Annotated in this window: 15 protein-coding genes and 1 riboswitch; of the genes, 8 read left to right on the top strand and 7 right to left on the bottom strand. The window is 64.2% G+C overall.

The window, feature by feature from the left end; all coding sequences use genetic code 11:
- Positions 1–26 precede the first annotated feature (26 nt).
- On the bottom strand, positions 27–1,322 hold the full coding sequence (tcuC, locus tag B0G62_RS11975) for an MFS transporter (RefSeq protein WP_103704393.1): 1,296 nt from the start codon (positions 1,320–1,322) through the stop codon (positions 27–29).
- Positions 1,323–1,450: 128 nt separating this feature from the next.
- Positions 1,451–2,521 (bottom strand): ABC transporter substrate-binding protein, encoded by a 1,071-nt coding sequence (locus B0G62_RS11970; protein ID WP_103704392.1) that lies wholly within the window; start codon positions 2,519–2,521, stop codon positions 1,451–1,453.
- A gap of 309 nt (positions 2,522–2,830) precedes the next feature.
- Here B0G62_RS11970 and B0G62_RS11965 point away from each other — a divergent pair, with 309 nt between their 5' ends.
- The 5 genes from B0G62_RS11965 (at position 2,831) to B0G62_RS11940 (ending at position 8,138) form a co-directional block, all read left to right on the top strand.
- The gene (locus B0G62_RS11965) at positions 2,831–3,610 is read left to right on the top strand and encodes a DeoR/GlpR family DNA-binding transcription regulator (protein WP_103704391.1); all 780 of its coding nucleotides are present in this window, start codon (positions 2,831–2,833) and stop codon (positions 3,608–3,610) included.
- Positions 3,611–3,638: 28 nt separating this feature from the next.
- Positions 3,639–3,803, top strand: coding sequence for a winged helix-turn-helix transcriptional regulator (locus B0G62_RS11960; protein WP_407671148.1), 165 nt, complete (start codon positions 3,639–3,641; stop codon positions 3,801–3,803).
- A gap of 311 nt (positions 3,804–4,114) precedes the next feature.
- A complete protein-coding gene (gene glpD, locus B0G62_RS11950) occupies positions 4,115–5,662 on the top strand; it encodes a glycerol-3-phosphate dehydrogenase (RefSeq protein ID WP_103704388.1) in 1,548 nt (515 codons plus the stop codon).
- A gap of 86 nt (positions 5,663–5,748) precedes the next feature.
- Entirely contained in the window at positions 5,749–7,254 is a 1,506-nt protein-coding gene (gene glpK / locus B0G62_RS11945; RefSeq protein WP_103704387.1) for a glycerol kinase GlpK, read from the top strand.
- A gap of 167 nt (positions 7,255–7,421) precedes the next feature.
- Entirely contained in the window at positions 7,422–8,138 is a 717-nt protein-coding gene (locus B0G62_RS11940; RefSeq protein ID WP_103704386.1) for an MIP/aquaporin family protein, read from the top strand.
- 41 nt (positions 8,139–8,179) lie between these two features.
- Here B0G62_RS11940 and B0G62_RS11935 read toward each other — a convergent pair whose 3' ends face one another.
- Positions 8,180–8,593 carry a RidA family protein gene (locus B0G62_RS11935; protein WP_103704385.1) on the bottom strand — a complete coding sequence of 138 codons (414 nt, stop codon included), beginning with the start codon at positions 8,591–8,593 and terminating at the stop codon, positions 8,180–8,182.
- Positions 8,593–9,720 carry an MFS transporter gene (locus B0G62_RS11930; protein WP_167401231.1) on the bottom strand — a complete coding sequence of 376 codons (1,128 nt, stop codon included), beginning with the start codon at positions 9,718–9,720 and terminating at the stop codon, positions 8,593–8,595. Before B0G62_RS11930 ends, B0G62_RS11935 begins: the two co-directional genes overlap by 1 nt.
- A gap of 476 nt (positions 9,721–10,196) precedes the next feature.
- Between B0G62_RS11930 and B0G62_RS11925 the strand changes: the two genes are divergently transcribed.
- Positions 10,197–11,591, top strand: coding sequence for a sensor histidine kinase (locus B0G62_RS11925; protein WP_103704383.1), 1,395 nt, complete (start codon positions 10,197–10,199; stop codon positions 11,589–11,591).
- A gap of 206 nt (positions 11,592–11,797) precedes the next feature.
- Here the strand turns inward: B0G62_RS11925 and B0G62_RS11920 are convergent, their stop codons facing one another.
- Positions 11,798–12,808 (bottom strand): sodium:calcium antiporter, encoded by a 1,011-nt coding sequence (locus B0G62_RS11920; RefSeq protein WP_103704382.1) that lies wholly within the window; start codon positions 12,806–12,808, stop codon positions 11,798–11,800.
- Positions 12,809–12,870: 62 nt separating this feature from the next.
- Positions 12,871–13,047: riboswitch (yybP-ykoY riboswitch) on the bottom strand.
- A 156-nt stretch (positions 13,048–13,203) separates the two neighbouring features.
- Positions 13,204–14,376, bottom strand: coding sequence for a porin (locus B0G62_RS11915; RefSeq protein WP_103704381.1), 1,173 nt, complete (start codon positions 14,374–14,376; stop codon positions 13,204–13,206).
- Positions 14,377–14,886: 510 nt separating this feature from the next.
- On the opposite strand from B0G62_RS11915, the gene B0G62_RS11910 reads away from it, so the two are divergent.
- Positions 14,887–15,165, top strand: coding sequence for a DUF4148 domain-containing protein (locus B0G62_RS11910; protein ID WP_244193197.1), 279 nt, complete (start codon positions 14,887–14,889; stop codon positions 15,163–15,165).
- A gap of 100 nt (positions 15,166–15,265) precedes the next feature.
- Positions 15,266–15,421 (top strand): hypothetical protein, encoded by a 156-nt coding sequence (locus B0G62_RS31635; protein ID WP_167401230.1) that lies wholly within the window; start codon positions 15,266–15,268, stop codon positions 15,419–15,421.
- 52 nt (positions 15,422–15,473) lie between these two features.
- Here the strand turns inward: B0G62_RS31635 and B0G62_RS11905 are convergent, their stop codons facing one another.
- Positions 15,474–17,324: an acyl-CoA dehydrogenase gene (locus tag B0G62_RS11905; RefSeq protein WP_103704379.1), complete on the bottom strand. Its 1,851-nt coding sequence runs from the start codon at positions 17,322–17,324 to the stop codon at positions 15,474–15,476.
- Positions 17,325–17,398 lie beyond the last annotated feature (74 nt).

The raw sequence follows: 17,398 nt of genomic DNA, 5'->3' as shown, positions 1-17,398 counted from the left end.
TGCTTGCGCGTATTGGCGTGGAACGGTCAGGCCGTCTTGTACTGCTCGCGGGTGGCCTTCGAGCGGTACAGGAACAGGGTCGCCACCATGCCGCACACGGCGGCGACGCTCATCCAGGCGCCGGGCGCGGCCTTGTCGCCGGTCGTGTGGATGAGCCAGGTGGAGATGGCGGGCGTGAAGCCGCCCACCAGCGTCGCGAGGCTGTAAGCCATCGAGAAGCCCGTGGTGCGCACGTGCACCGGCATCAGCTCGGTCAGCGCCACGACCATCGCACCGTTGTACCACGCATAGAGCGTCGAAAGCCACAGCTCGACCACCAGCAGCGTGGCGAACGAGGGCGCGCCGACCAGCCACTGCATCGCCGGGTAAGCCGTGAACACGGTCAGCACGGTGCAGGCGATCAGCACGGGGGCGCGGCCGAGGCGGTCCGACACGGCGCCGGCGATCGGCAGCCAGATGAAGTTCGACACGCCCACGCACACCGTCACGAGCAGCGCATCGAGCGAGGTGAGCTTGAGTTCGACCTTGCCGAAGGTGGGCGTGTAGGCCGTGATCAGGTAGAACGAGGTCGTCGTCATGATGACGAGGCCCATGCCCGCGAGCACGATGCCGTAGTTGGCGACGATCGCGCGGGTGATTTCGCGCAGGCTCGGATGATGGCGGCGCGCCTCGAATTCGTCGGTTTCGCGCAGCGTGCGGCGGATGTAGAGAAGGAAGGGCACGATCAGGCAGCCGATCACGAACGGTACGCGCCAGCCCCAGCTCGTCATCTCATGGGCGGGCACGACGCTGTTGAGCAGCACGCCGAGCGCGGCGGCGAACACCACGGCCACCTGCTGGCTGGCCGATTGCCACGCGCAGAAGAAGCCGCGATTGCCCTTGGTGGCGATTTCGGCGAGATAGACCGACACGCCGCCCAGTTCCGCGCCCGCCGAGAAACCTTGCAGCAGGCGGCCGACCAGCACGAGCGCCGGAGCCAGCAGGCCGATGGTGGCGTAGCCGGGCACGAAGGCCACGCACATCGTGCCGATCGCCATCAGCGTGAGCGACATGAGGAGGCCCTTGCGGCGACCGTGGCGATCCATGTAGGCGCCCAGCACGATCGCGCCGAGCGGGCGCATCAGGAAGCCCGCGCCGAACACGGAGAACGCGAGCATCAGCGAGACGAACTCGTTGCCGGCGGGAAAGTACGCGGCGCCAATGGCGGCGGCGTAATAGCCGTACACCATGAAGTCGTACATTTCGAGGAAATTGCCGCTGACCGCGCGGAACACGGTGCGCGCTTTCGAGTCGCCCGGTACGGCGTTGATGGCAGAAGACATGGTGGACATCCTTGGTGAGAGACGAGCGGGTCCGCAGCGGATCCGTAGTGGTTCGATGGACCGCTGGGGCGCTCGCCTTGTGGCTGCATTCGGTGCTTTAAGGTTTCGCTGGAAGCCGGTGGCGTTTGCTACGGCGCGCCCTTGGGCGCATCGGACTGCGCGCCCGTGACGAAGGCATTGGTGTACGTCTTCGCGAGATCGACATGCCGCGCCGTCAGTCCCGAACCGGCTGCGATCAGCACGCGCAGCACGGTCTGCGGCGCGCCTTGCGGCATCTGGCCGTCGCGCGAGAACGCCGGCTGCGCCGAGGCGAGCGCCTGCACATAGCCCGCCCGGTCGCTGCCGGTCAGTTCCGGCGGCAGGGTATCGGCGATGGCCTGCGCGGAATGCGTGTCGAGATAGCGCAGCGCACGCACCAGCGCATGCACGAGTTGCGCGGTTTCGTGCGGATGGGCGTCCACCCAGCCGCGCCGCATATACAGGCACGCGCCCGCGTAGGGGCCGCCCAGCCAGCGCTGCGAGCCTTCGACGCTGCGCATGTCGGCGACCATCCGCGCCGCGCCGCTCGACAGCAGGCGCGTGGCGGTGGGTTCCTCGACCATGCCCGCGTCGATGCTGCCTTGTTCCATGGCTTCGATAAAGCGCGTGTCGGACGCGAGCGGCACGATCGTATAGTCGCCGGGCGCGACACCCGCACCCGCCGCCAGATAGCGCGTGACCACCCACGTGGAGGCGCCGAAGCCTGTCACGCCCAGACGCCGCCCCTTGGCGTCGCGCATCGATCCCGAGCGCGCCAGCGCGCGGCCGCCTTCGGCGCGCGTCGAAGCCAGTTCGGCCAGACCCAAGGCGCGCTGGAATACCACGACCGAGAGCACATCCTGGCCGCGGCTTTGCAGATCGAGCGTGTGATCGTAAAAGCCGACTGCGCCTTCGATGGCGCCTGCGATCAGTTCCGTGGAAGTGTCGATGCCCGCCGGGCCGGACACCACCTGGACATCGAGCCCTTCATCGCGGAAATAGCCCAGCCGCGCGGCCAGCACGACCGGCAGATAGACGATCTTGGACATGCCGCCCATCATCAGCCTGACCGGCGCGGCCTGCCCCGCCTCCGCATGCACCGGCGCGCTGATGCCCGCCGCCGCGCCAAGCGCGAGGCAGAGCAGCAGGGCGCGGCCGGGATGCTGGGCGCGAAAAGGCATGGGGGCGTGTCTCCTTGTATTGGGCGGCGCTGCGGCGGCCGGGGGCGGGCTGCCGGTAGTCCGGGATTGGTGGCAAGTATAAGAAAGGCTGCCCTTCTGGTTGCTTTCTGGCGCGAAGGGATTTTGTCGGTATTTACCCTTCTGGCGCGAAGGGCGGCGGGCGTGCCCGGATTGCTGGTTCAAGCCGACGTCGAGGTCAAAGTCGTGGATGCGTCGCATCCGTTTCCAGCATGGGGATCCCGCGCTGCGCTGCGGGTTTCAGCGCTTACAACTTACAATACGGCCAGTCCACCAATAGCGCCTCAAAACATGACCCGAGACCCTCGCCTCACCCTCAACGCGCGCCAGCAGGAGTTGCTCGATTGGGTGCAGCGTGACGGCTTCGTGACCGTCGACGATCTCGCCGCGCACTTCGACGTGACGCCGCAGACCATCCGCCGCGACGTCAACTGGCTTGCCGACATGAATCTGCTGCGCCGCTATCACGGCGGCGCGAGCCTGCCCACGAGCGCCGAAAACGTCTCGTACAGCGCGCGCCAGCAGATGTTCCACGACGAGAAGCGCCGCATCGGCGCGCTCGCTGCTTCGCATATTCCCGATCAGGCCTCGCTCTTCATCAACCTCGGCACCACGACCGAGGAAGTCGCGCGCGCGCTCAACCGCCATCGCGGCTTGCGCGTCATCACGAACAATCTGAATGTCGCGAGCATGATGAGCGGCTATCCCGAGTGCGAAGTGCTCATCACCGGCGGCATCGTGCGGCCTTGGGACAAGGGCATCGTGGGCGAGCTGACGATCGATTTCATCCGCCAGTTCAAGGTGGATTACGCGATCATCGGCACCTCGGCGATCGAAACCGATGGCACGCTGCGCGACTTCGACACGCGCGAAGTGCGCGTGGCCGAGGCGATCATCCAGCATGCGCGCACCGTCTATCTGGTCACCGATCATTCGAAATTCGGCCGCCCCGCGCTCGTTCGCCAAGGCCATCTGAGCCAGATCCACGCGCTGTTCACCGACAAACCGCTGCCCGCCGATATGGACGAAACCATCGCCCAGGCCGGCACGGCGGTGTACGTCGCGCAATAGATCTCGTTCGGGTGAGCGCTTCAACGATTTGCGCGCGCTCGAAGAGGCCTGGCTGGTGCTGTGCACGGTGTTTCCCGAGGTGCCCCCGCGCGTCGAATGCCGGCTCACCGACGACGGCCTGCGACTGCTGCCAGTCGTCGAGGTCATGCGGAAATTCTGTCTCTGGCTCAAGAGCCGGGGCGGTTCTGAATAGAAACGAACATCGTGCGAAAATAAATCGAACATTTCCGTGTTCGTTCTGCTTCCTGACAGGCTGCTAACGCGCTGCCGTTGTCACTTCTTCGCCCCACTCGCTTACCGCTATCACCCGGGAAAACCCCAGTTTTTTGACCCTTTCTGCCCTGAATCGAGCGCTTTTCCCCACTTTTCCCTGGTTTCATCGGATCGAACTTTACTTTTTCGATTTTGTTCGTTAAATTTCGCATTCGAACATTTCTGGTTCGTATCTGGACTTGCAGGGGCCCGATCACGGGCCTTGGGCCAAGCCACAAACAGGAAACGCAGGTGACTCAAGAGAATCGGTACGATCTGCTCGTCGTGGGCGGCGGGATCAACGGCGCGGGCATCGCGCGCGACGCAGCCGGGCGCGGGCTGTCCGTGCTCCTTTGCGAGCAGGACGATCTGGCTTCGCATACCTCGTCGGCCAGCACCAAGTTGATTCACGGCGGCCTGCGCTATCTCGAGTACAAGGAATTCGGACTCGTGCGCAAGGCGCTGCAGGAGCGCGAGACGCTGCTGCGCGCGGCGCCGCACATCATGTGGCCGCTGCGCTTCGTGATGCCGCACATGCCCAACCTGCGTCCGGCATGGCTCATTCGCATCGGCCTGTTTCTCTACGATCACCTCGCGAAGCGCGAACTGCTGCCAGGCTCACGCGGCATCGACATGCGCCGCCATGCGGCAGGCGTACCGCTGATCGATTCGATCCGTCGCGGCTTCGTCTATTCGGATGGCTGGGTGGACGACGCGCGCCTCGTCGTGCTCAATGCACTGGATGCACAGGAGCGCGGCGCGCGCATTCTCACGCGCACGAAGCTCGTGGCCGCGCAGCGCGTGAAGAGCGCCGGCGGCGAAGCCGAATGGCAGGCCACGCTGCGCCGCGCCGACGGCAGCACCTTCGAGGTGCGCGCCCGCGCCGTGGCGAACGCGGCCGGCCCGTGGGTGGGCGACGTGTTGCACGGCGCGCTCGGACGCGGCGCGCAGCATAGCGTGCGTCTCGTGAAGGGCAGTCATATCGTGACGAAGCGTCTGTTCGAACACGACCATGCCTACATTTTCCAGAACCCCGACAAGCGCATCATTTTCGCGATTCCCTACGAGCACGATTTCACGCTGATCGGCACGACCGATGTGGAGTATCGCAACGATCCCGCCAAGGTCGCGATCGACGGCGACGAGACGCGTTACCTGTGCGAGTCGATCAATCGCTATTTCAAGCGTAAGATCTCGCCCTCCGATGTGCACTGGACCTATTCGGGCGTGCGTCCGCTCCTTGAGGAAGAGGGCGCGAAGAGCGCATCGGCGGTGACGCGCGACTACCGCCTTGAGCTTGACGACACGAACGGCGCGCCGCTGCTCTCCGTGTTCGGCGGCAAGATCACGACCTTCCGCAAGCTCGCGGAAGAGGCCGGCGACATGCTGGCGCGCGCGCTCGGCAGCACGAGCGGCGCGTGGACGGCCGGCAAGCCGCTGCCCGGCGGCGACATCGCCAACGCGCGCTTCGAGCCGTTCGCGCAGAGCCTCGCCAAACGCTTCGCCTGGCTGCCCGCGCCGCTTGCGCAGCGCTATGCGCGCGCCTACGGCACGCGCGCCGAACGTTTGATCGGCGCGGCGAAATCGCTCGATGAACTGGGCCCGCAGATCGCGCCAGGCATCTTTGATGCCGAGCTGCGCTATCTGCGCGATACCGAATGGGCGACCTGCGCCGAGGATGTGTTGTGGCGCCGCTCGAAGCTCGGCCTGCATGTGGCGCCGGGCACGCTGGAAGCCGTGACGGCCGCGCTCGAATCGTGGTTCGCCACGAGCCAGGCGCGGACGGCCGTGCCGCATTAAAGCAAGCCGGTAGCAACATCGCGCGCCGCGCGGTCAGTTAAAGGCGCGGCGCGAATCACAACTACGTATGGATGGAGATAAGAGACATGCAGGATCAACAATACATTCTCGCGCTCGACCAGGGCACCACGAGTTCGCGCGCGATGCTGTTCGACCGCGAGGGCCGCATCGTATCGACGGCCCAGAAAGAGTTCGAGCAGATTTATCCGCGACCGGGCTGGGTCGAGCATGACCCGCAGGAAATCTGGTCGACGCAGGCCGGCGTCGCCGCCGAAGCCGTCACGCGCGCGGGCATGAACGGCACCAACATCGCCGCGATCGGCATCACGAACCAGCGCGAAACCACCATCGTCTGGGACCGCGAAACGGGTCATCCGATCTATAACGCCATCGTCTGGCAGGACCGCCGCACGGCCGACTTCTGCGACCAGTTGAAGGCGCAAGGTCTCGAAGAGAAAGTGCGCGCGAAGACCGGCCTGCCGATCGATTCGTATTTCTCGGGCACCAAGATCCGCTGGATTCTCGACAACGTCGAAGGCGCGCGCGAAAAGGCACGTCAAGGCAAACTGGCGTTCGGCACGGTCGATAGCTGGCTCGTCTGGAACTTCACCAAGCACGAACTGCACGTCACCGACGTCACCAACGCCTCGCGCACGATGCTGTTCAACATCCACACGCGCCAGTGGGACGACGATCTGCTCGAAGCGCTCGACATCCCGCGCAGCATGCTGCCGGAAGTTCGTTCGTCATCCGAAATTTATGGTCAGACCAAGACGACGGTATTCGCCTCGAAGATTCCGCTCGCGGGTATCGCGGGCGATCAGCAGGCCGCGCTGTTCGGCCAGATGTGCACGCACACCGGCATGGTGAAGAACACCTACGGCACGGGCTGCTTCCTGATGATGAACACGGGCGAGAAGCCCATCGAGTCGAAGAACAACCTCGTCACCACCATTGCGTGGCAGATCGGCGATCAGGTCAACTACGCGCTCGAAGGCAGCATCTTCATCGCGGGCGCGGTGGTGCAGTGGCTGCGCGACGGCATGGGCATCATCAAGAGCGCGTCGGAAATCGAAGCGCTGGCGGCCAGTGTCCCGCACACGGACGGCGTCTATCTCGTACCCGCCTTCGCCGGTCTGGGCGCGCCGCACTGGAATGCCCGTGCGCGTGGCTCGCTGTTCGGCGTGACGCGCGGGACGACTTCGGGCCACCTGGCGCGCGCGGCGCTCGATTCGATCGCGTATCAATCGCTCGACGTGCTGGCGGCGATGGAAGCGGACTCGGGCATCAGCGTGGGCGAATTGCGCGTGGACGGCGGTGCGAGCGCGAACAACCTGCTGATGCAGTTTCAGGCCGATTTGCTGGGCGTGGATGCGGTGCGTCCGCAGATCACCGAAACGACCGCGCTGGGCGCGGCGTATCTAGCGGGTCTCGCGATCGGCTACTGGAAGAACGTGGACGAGCTGCAAAGCCAGTGGCACGTGGACAAGCGTTTCTCGCCGGGCATGGCCGCTTCGCAGGTCGATGCGTGCCGCGCAGGCTGGCAGCGTGCGGTGCGCGCCGCGAAGGCCTGGGCCGACGACGCGCAGTGATATCGCGCGTGCGTAAAGTCATCGAAGCACGCAGCAACAACGCAGTAGAAGCACCGTTGTAGAAACAGGGCATCCCAAGTAAATCCAATCACACAACAATAGCGCGCTGGCAGCGGGCCGGAACATCGGCCACGTATGCCCGCAGCACAATAAGTGAGACAACCATCATGTCACCCTATATTGCGGAATTCATCGGCACGGCCATTCTCGTGCTACTCGGCAACGGCGCCGTCGCCAATGTGCTGCTTGCCAAAACCAAGGGCCGCGGCGCGGACCTCATCGTCATCGTGATGGGCTGGGCGATGGCCGTGTTCGTGGCCGTCTACGTGACGGCTGCATACAGCGGCGCTCACCTCAACCCGATCGTGACGATCAGCCTTGCGCTGGCGGGCAAATTCGCGTGGTCCAAAGTGGGCGGCTATATCGCCGCGCAGATGCTCGGCGGCATGGCCGGCGCGTTTCTCGTGTGGCTCGCCTATCGTCAGCACTTCGCGAACGAAGAGGATGCGGATCTCAAGCTCGCCGTGTTCTGCACCGGGCCCGCGATTCGTTGCGTGCGCCACAATGTCATCACCGAAGCGATCTGTACTTTCGTGCTGATTCTGGGCGTGCTGTATCTGGCCGCGCCGCAAGTGGGCCTGGGTGCGCTCGACGCACTGCCGGTCGGTCTGCTCGTGCTCGGCATCGGTATTTCGTTGGGCGGCCCCACGGGCTACGCGATGAGCCCCGCACGCGATCTCTCGCCGCGCATCATGCACGCGCTGCTGCCGATTCCGGGCAAGCGCGACAGCGACTGGCGCTACGCGTGGATTCCGGTCGTCGGCCCGCTGCTGGGCGGCGTGGCGGCATCGACGCTGTATCTGTATCTGCACGCCTCGCATTGAAGCGTTGCATTGACGCCTGAGCCGCTACGTCGGGACGTTGCCTATCCCGACGTAGCGCTTGTTTCCCGCTGCACCGCCACGCACTTGATCTCCACGAGCAAGCCGGCACGCGCGAGTTCGGACACGCCGATCGCCGTCCATGCGCAGGTGCCGCGCGGAAACACCCGGTCCTTCACTTCGCGAAAGACCGTCATGTGCTCGCTCATCCGCACGTGATAAGTCGTCATGTCGACGACGTCATCGAACGTGCAACCCGCTTCCTCCAGCACGATGCGCAGGTTCTCCCAGCAGGCGACGAACTGTGCCTCGGGGTCGGCGATCACTTCCAGTTTGGGCGTGCGCCCGACTTGTCCCGCGCAATACACGGTCGCACCGACTTTCACCGCCGGCACATAGCCGGCCCGCTCCACGATGGCCTGCATCTGCGGCGGAACGATCAGTTCGCGGTCGGTCATTAGTGGTCCTTTGGAGTGCGAGGCTTGTGTGCACGCGCGCGCAGCACCAGCGCGGCAGCGACGAATCCTGCCAGCGCGCAGTAGCGATAATCGGCGCCCAGGCTTTGATGATCGACGACCACGCCGCCCACCACCGAGCCGAGCGCGATCGCCACCTGCGTCGCCAGCGTGAAGAGCGCGGCGGCGGCTTCGCTCTCGCCATCCGGCACGCGCCGATGCCAGACGTTCAGGCACAGCGGCAGCGCGCCCCACGCGATGCCCCAGATCATCACGCCCGCGAGTACCGTGAAGCGCGCATGATCCAGCGAAGGCAGCACGGCGAGCACGACGGCAAGCAGCAGGATATTGGCGAACGTCGCCGCGCTCAGCTTGCGGCTCACGTAACGTCCCGCCGCGAAATTCGCGATCAGCGCGCAAAAGCCATAAGCGAGCAGCACCCACGTGCCGGTATCGCCGGACACGCCTGCTTGAATCAGCAGCGGCATCAGATAGGTATACGCGCCGAAGTGCGTGATGAACACGATGAGCGTGAGCGCGAGACTGAGTTGCGCCTCACGCTGCCGGGCGAACGCGGCGAAGCCGCCAAGACGCAGACGCGATTGCGCGGGCATCGGCGGCAAAACGACGATCTGCGCGATCAATGCGACGGTGGCCAGCACGCCCGCGCCGATGAATGCGCCGCGCCAGCTAAAGAATCCCGCGAGCAAGGTGCCGAACGGCAGACCCACGATCATCGCGAGCGCCGCGCCGCCGAAGATCGTCCCCGCCGCGCGATGAACGTGCTCCGGCGCGACGAGCCGCCCCGCGACGGCGAGACCCAGCGACCAGAACGCGCCGAGACTCGCGCCTAGCAGCATCGCGAAGCTGTTCGCAAACGCCGCGATCAGGCACGCCGCAAGCAGGATCATGGACAGGCCGATCAGCACGCGCCGGCGGTCGATGCGGCCTGCGGCGATCATCACGCCGGGCGCGGCGACGGCCGCGAAGAGTGCGGGCGAGGTCATCATCAGCCCGGCCTGACCATCCGAAATGCCGAAGGTGCGCGCGACTTCGGGCAGCACGCCAACGGGCAGGAATTCGGTGGTGACGCTGGCAAACGAGCCGAGTGCGAGCGACCAGACGGCCACCCAACGTTCTTTATTGCGATTTTTCGTTTGATTTGCGCGCGATGCCTGCGCGCATTCGATATCCGACATCGGGAGTGACCAGCTAAAGATTGCGGCGGGCGTGCAGATGCGAAGCGCCGCCGGGGCGCGTCCACTGAGGAGACGGGGAAGCTGCACGCGTGCCGCGAGGGACAGATTGAAAAAACCTCAAGCCTCGATTGTACAGGCCACTTTCGTTCCGGCTTCGCTGGCGGGCGTTATGAAAGGTAAAAAGGCAGTTCAAAACGGTTTCTTGCGATGAATGAAAAAGCAATCGTTCGCTCGCACAGCCGATTTTGACTGCGGGCCACGACAGCGTCATTGCCGGAGAATTAAACTTTCCTTGGTGGAATTTGTGTTGTGTACGCGTTCTTTCACGAAACTAAAGAAATTTTCATGTTCATGTATGGGCGGTTTGCGATACTGGACGTAAAGGCGGGAAAACGCAGGGAAATACGATGAAAATGAGTCTCTGGCGCAGCACGACATTCCGGCTGCTGATGATCTACGCGCTGGTGTTCTCGGCTTCCATGTCCGCGCTTGTTTATCTGAATTACTGGCAATCGGCGTCCTATACCGCGCGTGAGGCCGACTACAACATTAACTGGCAATTCGCGTATTTTTCGGCGCTCGCGCCTGCGCAGCTGCCCGCGCAGCTCGACGCGCATATCCGCAGCCAGATCCAGCGTCCCGTGAACTTCTACGGTCTGTTCTCGCCGGACAAACGCTGGCTAGCGGGCGATATCGCGCGTATGCCGCATCACCTTACCGAAAACGGCGTCGGTGTCTGGGACCGGCCGTTTCTGATCGGACCTGCCACGGTTCATCCGCAGTATTTACGCACGCGCGTCACGCGCCTGCCTGACGGCGACCTGCTCGTGGTGTCGCGCGACGTGGGCGAAATGGCGCGTCTGCGCGAGACGATGCTCGGCGGTCTCGCCGGCAGCGCGGCGCTGGTGATGCTGGGCGGTCTGGGCGTGGGTGTGCTGGTTTCCGCCTCGCAGTTGCGGCGCGTGAAAGCAGTGCGCCGTGTGGCGCAGCAGATCGCGGCGGGCGATCTCGATGCGCGTCTGCCCGACGGCGGGCGTGACGAAATCAGTTGGCTTTCGCAGATCGTCAATCACATGCTCGACGAAGTTTCGCGCCTGATGCATGAGGTCAAGGGCGCGTGCGACGGCATCGCGCACGATCTGCGCACACCGCTCGTGCGCGTGCGCGCGCATCTCGCCCGCGTGCCGCTTGAGCGCCTTGACGGCGATCACGCGAGTCTCGTCGATCAAGCCACGCGCGGTGTCAATGACGTGCTGAGGCGTTTCGCGGCGATGCTGCGTATTTCGGAGATCGAATCAATGCGGCGGCGCGCGGGTTTCGGCGATGTCGCGCTCGATAGGCTGTGTGCCGAGGTCGCGGACCTCTATCAGCCGCTCGCCGCTGAAAAGCATATCGATCTGACGCTGCAACTGGAGCGCGTGCCCATGGTGCGCGCCGATTACGCGCTACTGTTCGAGGCGCTTGCGAACCTGCTCGATAACGCGATCAAGTTCACGCCGCCGGGCGGGCGCGTGGGGCTGCGCGTATCGATGGGACCGCAAGGGCCGAGCGTGCAGGTGAGCGACAACGGCCCCGGCATTCCCGAAGCGGAGCGCATGGCCGTGTTTCAGCGCTTCTATCGCAGTGAGCGCACGCGCGAGGCACCGGGTTCGGGACTTGGGCTTTCGCTGGTGCAGGCGGTCATGCGTATGCATGGTTTTGGTCTTGCGCTCACGCACGAGCGGCCAGGTTTGCGTGTGACGCTCGATTGCTGGGCCTACGCAGGCGCGCGCTCGCGCGAGCCGATGACGAAAGACGCGTAGTGGATGGTCTGATAACCAAGCGGGCCGACATATATGACCCTGACGCGCGCAGCAACGGCACCGGGCAGGTCGGTCATTGCGGTCGCGCTGGAGGTGCAATCGCAGCGCATGCGCGAGGCGGTGCGAGTATTCCGTCTCGCGCATGTATAAGCGCGCTTTAAAGCCCATTTAAACCGTATTTAAACGCGCCTCAATAAGCCGCAGCGTTACTGCGGAATCACGAAGAGCATCGCCGCGAACACGGCATAGAGCCAGCCCACGTGCGTGAGCTGGCGGCTCTTCACCTGCGGGGCGCGGAACGACCATTGCAGGAACAGGATCGCGAGCATCGTCATCACGGCGGCGAGGATCGACGGCGCGCCCAGATGCCACTGCGTAAAGAACAGGCCGAACGCGGTGGGAATGGTCGCCTGGATCATCATCGCGCCGCTGATGTTGGCGAGCGCGAGGCGCTCCTTGCCCTGACGCACCCAGATGATCGCGTTCATGATTTCGGGCAGTTCGGTCGCGATCGGGCTGAACAGCACGGCGGTCAATTGCGGGCTCAAGCCGAGCCACGGTCCCACGGCGCTGATCTGCTGCACGAACAGGTGCGAAGCGAAGAAGATCACCACCAGCGCGCCGAGCGTCTGCAGAAGAATCCACACCATCGCCGGATTGGCGTCACGCGGGCGCAGCTTGAGCGGTTCGAGATCGCCGCCTTCTGTCTCTTCCTCGCCGCCGTCGTCGCTCAACTCCTTCCAGCAATAGAACGCGTAGGCCGCGAGGAACGCGATGCCCAGCAGCGGCTTGAAGTGGAACACCACGAGGCCGAGTCCGATCTTCGCCACGAAGATCGCGAGGAACCAGAGCTGGTCGCGGCGCAGGCGGCGCGTATTGGCGTCCACCGTGCCGGCGCGCGCGCGGCCCGCGCGAGCGGCGGTCGCAAGCAGCGCGACGCCCACCACCGCGTAGGCGATCGTGCTGAGCGCAAGCGGTCCGCCAATGGCTGCACCGATACCGATTTCCTTGTGTGCATCGTCACCGCCGAACGCCACGGCCACGAGCGTGACCACGCTTTCGGGCAAGGCGGTGCCGAACGCGGCGAGGATCGTGCCGGTGGCGGTCTGTGTGATATTGAGCTTCTGCCCGAGCCATTCGACACCATTGACGAAGGTTTCGCAGGACAGATAGATGATGCCGGCGGCGGCAATGAGCAGGGCGAACGTCCAGATCATGACGCACGCTCCGAGGCGTGGAGGCGGGAATTCGGGGACATTGTTGTAGTGACGTTCCACGGGCCGGACGGTTGGACCAATGACGCAATCCCCCCGCCCAGCCCGGGTGTAAGGGATGACGTCATAGGTCTCGTCAGGCCGAAGAACGGCTGCCGGCGCCATGGCAACTCTGCCAATTATGTTGACGACGGCGCCTCGCGCGTTGCGCGCAAGGCAGACTACTCCCCTAAGACCCGCGCATTATAGCGTAGGAATATGACGCTGCCGAGTTCCCGCGGCTTATCGATGAAAAGCCAATGAAAAACGCGCATGGCGCCGTGTGGCGGCATGCGCGTCAAACACGGCGCGCGTGGCTGCGCGCGCCGCATCGTGTGTCGGCTTTTCAGTCTGACGAATCAGAAGTGGTGGCGCACGCCGATCATCGCCATCGCCTGCTTGTTCGTGGTCGCGTCGTTGCCGAAGTCGCCGAACGAAGCCGCTGCGTTCACGAGCGCGCCCGTATCGGCGTCGATCGTGCGGCCCGAGGCCTTCTGGTAGCCCGCGAGCACGTAGATGTCGGTACGCTTCGAGAGGAAGTAGTCGCCACCCAGGCTGAACTGGTTGTAGCTGGCGTTCACGCCGTTGCCGCTGCCCTTCGTGTAGTTGTAGCCGAAGCCCAGCAGTGCCATCGGCGTGACCTGGTAGTTCAGGAAGAACTGTCCCGTGTTGAATTTGGTGTCGCTGTTCGAACCGGCCGCGCTCTGGTAGTTCGCGTATTCGACGTTGCTGTAGCTAAGGCCCAACTGGAACGGACCGTAGTTGTAGTTGCCCACCGCGCGGATGATCTGCAGCGAGTTCGCCGACACGAAGCCGCCCGAGATGACCGGCGAATCGACATTGACATCGGTGTTCGGGTTCAGGCCGTCGAACGACGAAGCCGTGCCGCTATTGCTGTTGGCCTTGAAGTAACCCGCGCCGAGGCCGAACGGACCATGGTTATACGCAGCCGCGACCGCCCACGTCTGGCCCGCGCCCATGCTGCCCGCCTGACCGCCGAACGCGTACATCGCGCTGACCTGCAGGCCTGCCCAGTTCGGGCTCGTGTACTTGACCGAATTGTTGGTGCGGTAGCTGTTGTCGTAGTTGTCGATGTCGCCCGGCGTCGCGAATGCGGAGCCGAAGTTGACGTCGTCGGTCATCGGCTGGAGCAGGTCGATGAGCGGGTCGTACTGACGGCCCAGCGTGACCGTACCGCCCGTCGTCGAACTCAGGCCCACCATCGCGGTGCGGCCGAACATGCGGCTGCCCTGGCCTTGCTTGCCGTTGTCTATATTGAAACCGCTTTCGAGTTTGAAGATCGCCGACAGGCCGCTGCCGAGATCCTCCGTGCCCTTCAAGCCCCAGAGGTTCGGCGAGACATTGCCCGACATCATCTGGAACGTGTTGCCCGAACCGTTCTTGCCGGCCTGATTGCCGAAGAACGCGACCGAGGTGTCGAGTGCGCCGTAGAGCGTGACGCTGCTTTGTGCGTGAGCGACGGATGCGAGTGAAGCCAGCGTGGCCGCGAGAGCGAGAGCGGTTTTTTTCATTGATGGATATTCATTAAAAAGTTGCGTGAGAGAGCATTCGCTTCATGAAATCGAATCGCGGCGGCGGAGGCACGCCGGCCGGGTTCAGGGGCGATTATGCGTAACGTGCTTACCGGACGAATTTGAAAATCTGAAAGACTGAGTTTCAAAAAACGCGGCGCGGCGTAGCTCCCGTCCGGACGGCGCCGCAAGCGCATGGCACACGAAGGTGTTGTTTTTTTGCGGCTATTCGCGGCGCGGGCGGGCGTTTATCGACAAGAGGCCTTGCCTCAAGATGTGCGCCTGAAAGCGGATCGAATGGCGCGACGATCATTCATGCGCTCACGCGGGCGTATGAAAGACGTTCAGGACACTTGATCGAATTGGCGTTTATCGAAGCGTACGCTGCGTATGAGCACACGCTTAAACATTTCTTCATTTTCCTGCGGATATTCGCGCAGGTTCGCGCCTCTATTCTTGCCGCATGAATGGATTAACGGCACCGGCCAGGTGGCTGGAAAGGAGCCTGAGGTGAAGAAGAGTTGGAGTGGCGCGCTGGCCGTCCTGCTGGTGTCAGTGTCGGCGGTTGCGCACGCAGGCGGTCTGCCGGGCGATCCGTCTGCCGGGGAAGCCCCGGCGTCGGCGCCTGCAACCGGCACGGCGGTGGTATCGGTGGTATCGACGCCCGCGCCTGCGTGGAATAAAGACGGCGTGCCCATCACGCGTGCCCAGGTGCGCCACGAGCTCGTGCAGGCGCAGAACGACGGCGAACTCAAGGCACTCAACGGCACGCTCTACGCACATCACTGACGCATCGTCGATACGTCATCGAACGCAACCGTCATGCCGGCATGGCCGCGCGGCGTGACGGGCATTTGCATCGCGGCCAAATATCCGGGTTTCTCACCTCATGAAATCACGCATCATCACTTACATCGTGCGCGCGGCGCTGTGCGCCGTGGCGACGGCGGCCATCTCCGGCTGCGCCAACCTGCATCCGCAACCGAACGGGCCCGGCGATTGTGTTGGCCCGCCCGATTACTGCGTGCCGTTCTTCGGTTCGTGAAGTGCGTCGCGCGATGGCCTCGGTGGCCATCGCGCGTTTCAGAACCCATGGCTTAGAACCACGCGTCCTGCATGTCGAGCGTCGTGCGATCCAGCGAGGTGAGCAGATCGAATTGTGCGGATGTCTTCGGCAGTTCCCACGCGAAGAAGTACGTCGCCGCGGCCAGCTTGCCGCGATAAAAATCGGCGTCGTCGCCCTGCGCGTGCTTGAGCGCCGCGCGCGCGGTCAGCGCCTGTTCGAGCCAGATCCACGCTACCACGACATGGCCGAACGCTTCCAGGTACACCGAAGCATTGGCCAGCGTCACGTTCGCATCGCCCGCCGCCCACAGCGCGTGCGTCACCTCGATCAATCGTCCAAGCGCCGCTTCAAGCGCGCGTGCATGCGCGGCGTCCTGCGCATCGCCGTTCGAGCGCGCGCGATCGAGCGTCGCCTGCACGCGCTGCGCGAACAGCTTGAGCGCCGCGCCGTTCTGGATCGTCACCTTGCGGCCCAGCAGATCAAGGCCCTGAATGCCGTGCGTGCCTTCGTGGATCGGATTGAGGCGGTTGTCGCGATAGAACTGCTCGACGTTGTATTCGCGCGTGTAGCCGTAGCCGCCATGCACCTGAATCGCGAGATCGTTGGCGGCCAGACACCATTGCGACGGCCAGCTCTTCGCGATCGGCGTCAGCAGATCGAGCAGCAGCGTGAGCGGTTCGCGCGCGGCATCGTCGTCGATCGCGCGGGCCTCATCAACGAGCTTCGCGCACCAGAGGTTGAGCGCAAGCGCGCCTTCCACATAGCTCTTTTGCGCGAGCAGCATACGGCGCACGTCGGCGTGCTCGACCAGCTTGATCTGCGGCGATGCAGGGTCCTTGCCCGCCGCGCCCATGCCGCGACCCTGCGGACGATTACGCGCGTAATCGAGTGCGTGGAGATAGCCGGTGTAGCCGAGCATCGTCGCGCCCAGACCCACGCCGATACGCGCCTCGTTCATCATGTGGAACATATAGGCCAGGCCCCGGTGCGGCTCGCCCACCAGATAGCCGATCGCGCCCGCGCGGCCGCCCGGCGTGTACTTCGTGCCTTCGCCGAAATTGAGCAGGCAGTTCGTCGTGCCGCGATAGCCCATCTTGTGATTGAGGCCGGCGAGCACGACGTCGTTGTGCTCGCCGCGCGTGCCGTCGTCATTGACGAGGTACTTCGGCACCACGAACAGCGAGATTCCCTTCACGCCGGGAATCAGCTTGCCGTCCGGGCCCGGGATCTTCGCGAGCACCAGATGCACGATGTTCTCCGACAGTTCATGCTCGCCGCCCGAGATCCACATCTTGTTGCCGCGCAGCCGGTACTGCGCGCCCAGCGGCGACTCGCCCTCGTAGTCGGCGCGGGTGGCCACGTCCGAGAGCGACGATCCCGCCTGCGGCTCGGAAAGACACATCGTACCGAAGTAGCGGCCTTCGAGTTCGGGCTTCACGAAGGTTTCGATCTGCCGTTCGCTGCCGTGCGCGAGCAGCAGATTCGCGTTGCCGATGGTCAGGAACGGATAGGCGCTCGACCCGACGTTGGCGGCCTTGAACCACGCGAAGCCGGCTTTTTCGACCACCAGCGGCAACTGCATGCCGCCGTATTCGTAGTCCTGGCCCGCCGCCATCAGGCCCGCTTCGCAGAAGGCCTTCAGCGCGGTCTTGACCTCGGGGATGATAGTGACGGTTTCGCCGTCGAAGTGCGGCTCGTGCTGGTCGTTCTTCTTGTTGTGCGGTGCGAACAGGTCGGTGGCGATCTTCTCGCAGGTGTCGAGCGCGGCGTCGAAGGTCTCGCGCGAATGATCGGCGTAGCGCGCGATGCGCGTGAGACGCTCGACGTCGAGCCATTCGTAAAGCAGGAAATTCAGGTCACGGCGGGAGAAGATCAGCGACATGGCAGGCAGTCTCGCGAAGAAGGTGACGAGTGAGAGCGCCAGCCTACACTAAAATAGAACGATCGTGCTATTGG

It is taken from the genome of Paraburkholderia eburnea (assembly GCF_002917095.1).
Classification (GTDB): Bacteria; Pseudomonadota; Gammaproteobacteria; order Burkholderiales; family Burkholderiaceae; genus Paraburkholderia; species Paraburkholderia eburnea.
The sequence above is the reverse complement of the archived record's forward strand: the minus strand, read 5'-3'. Positions and strand labels throughout refer to the sequence as shown.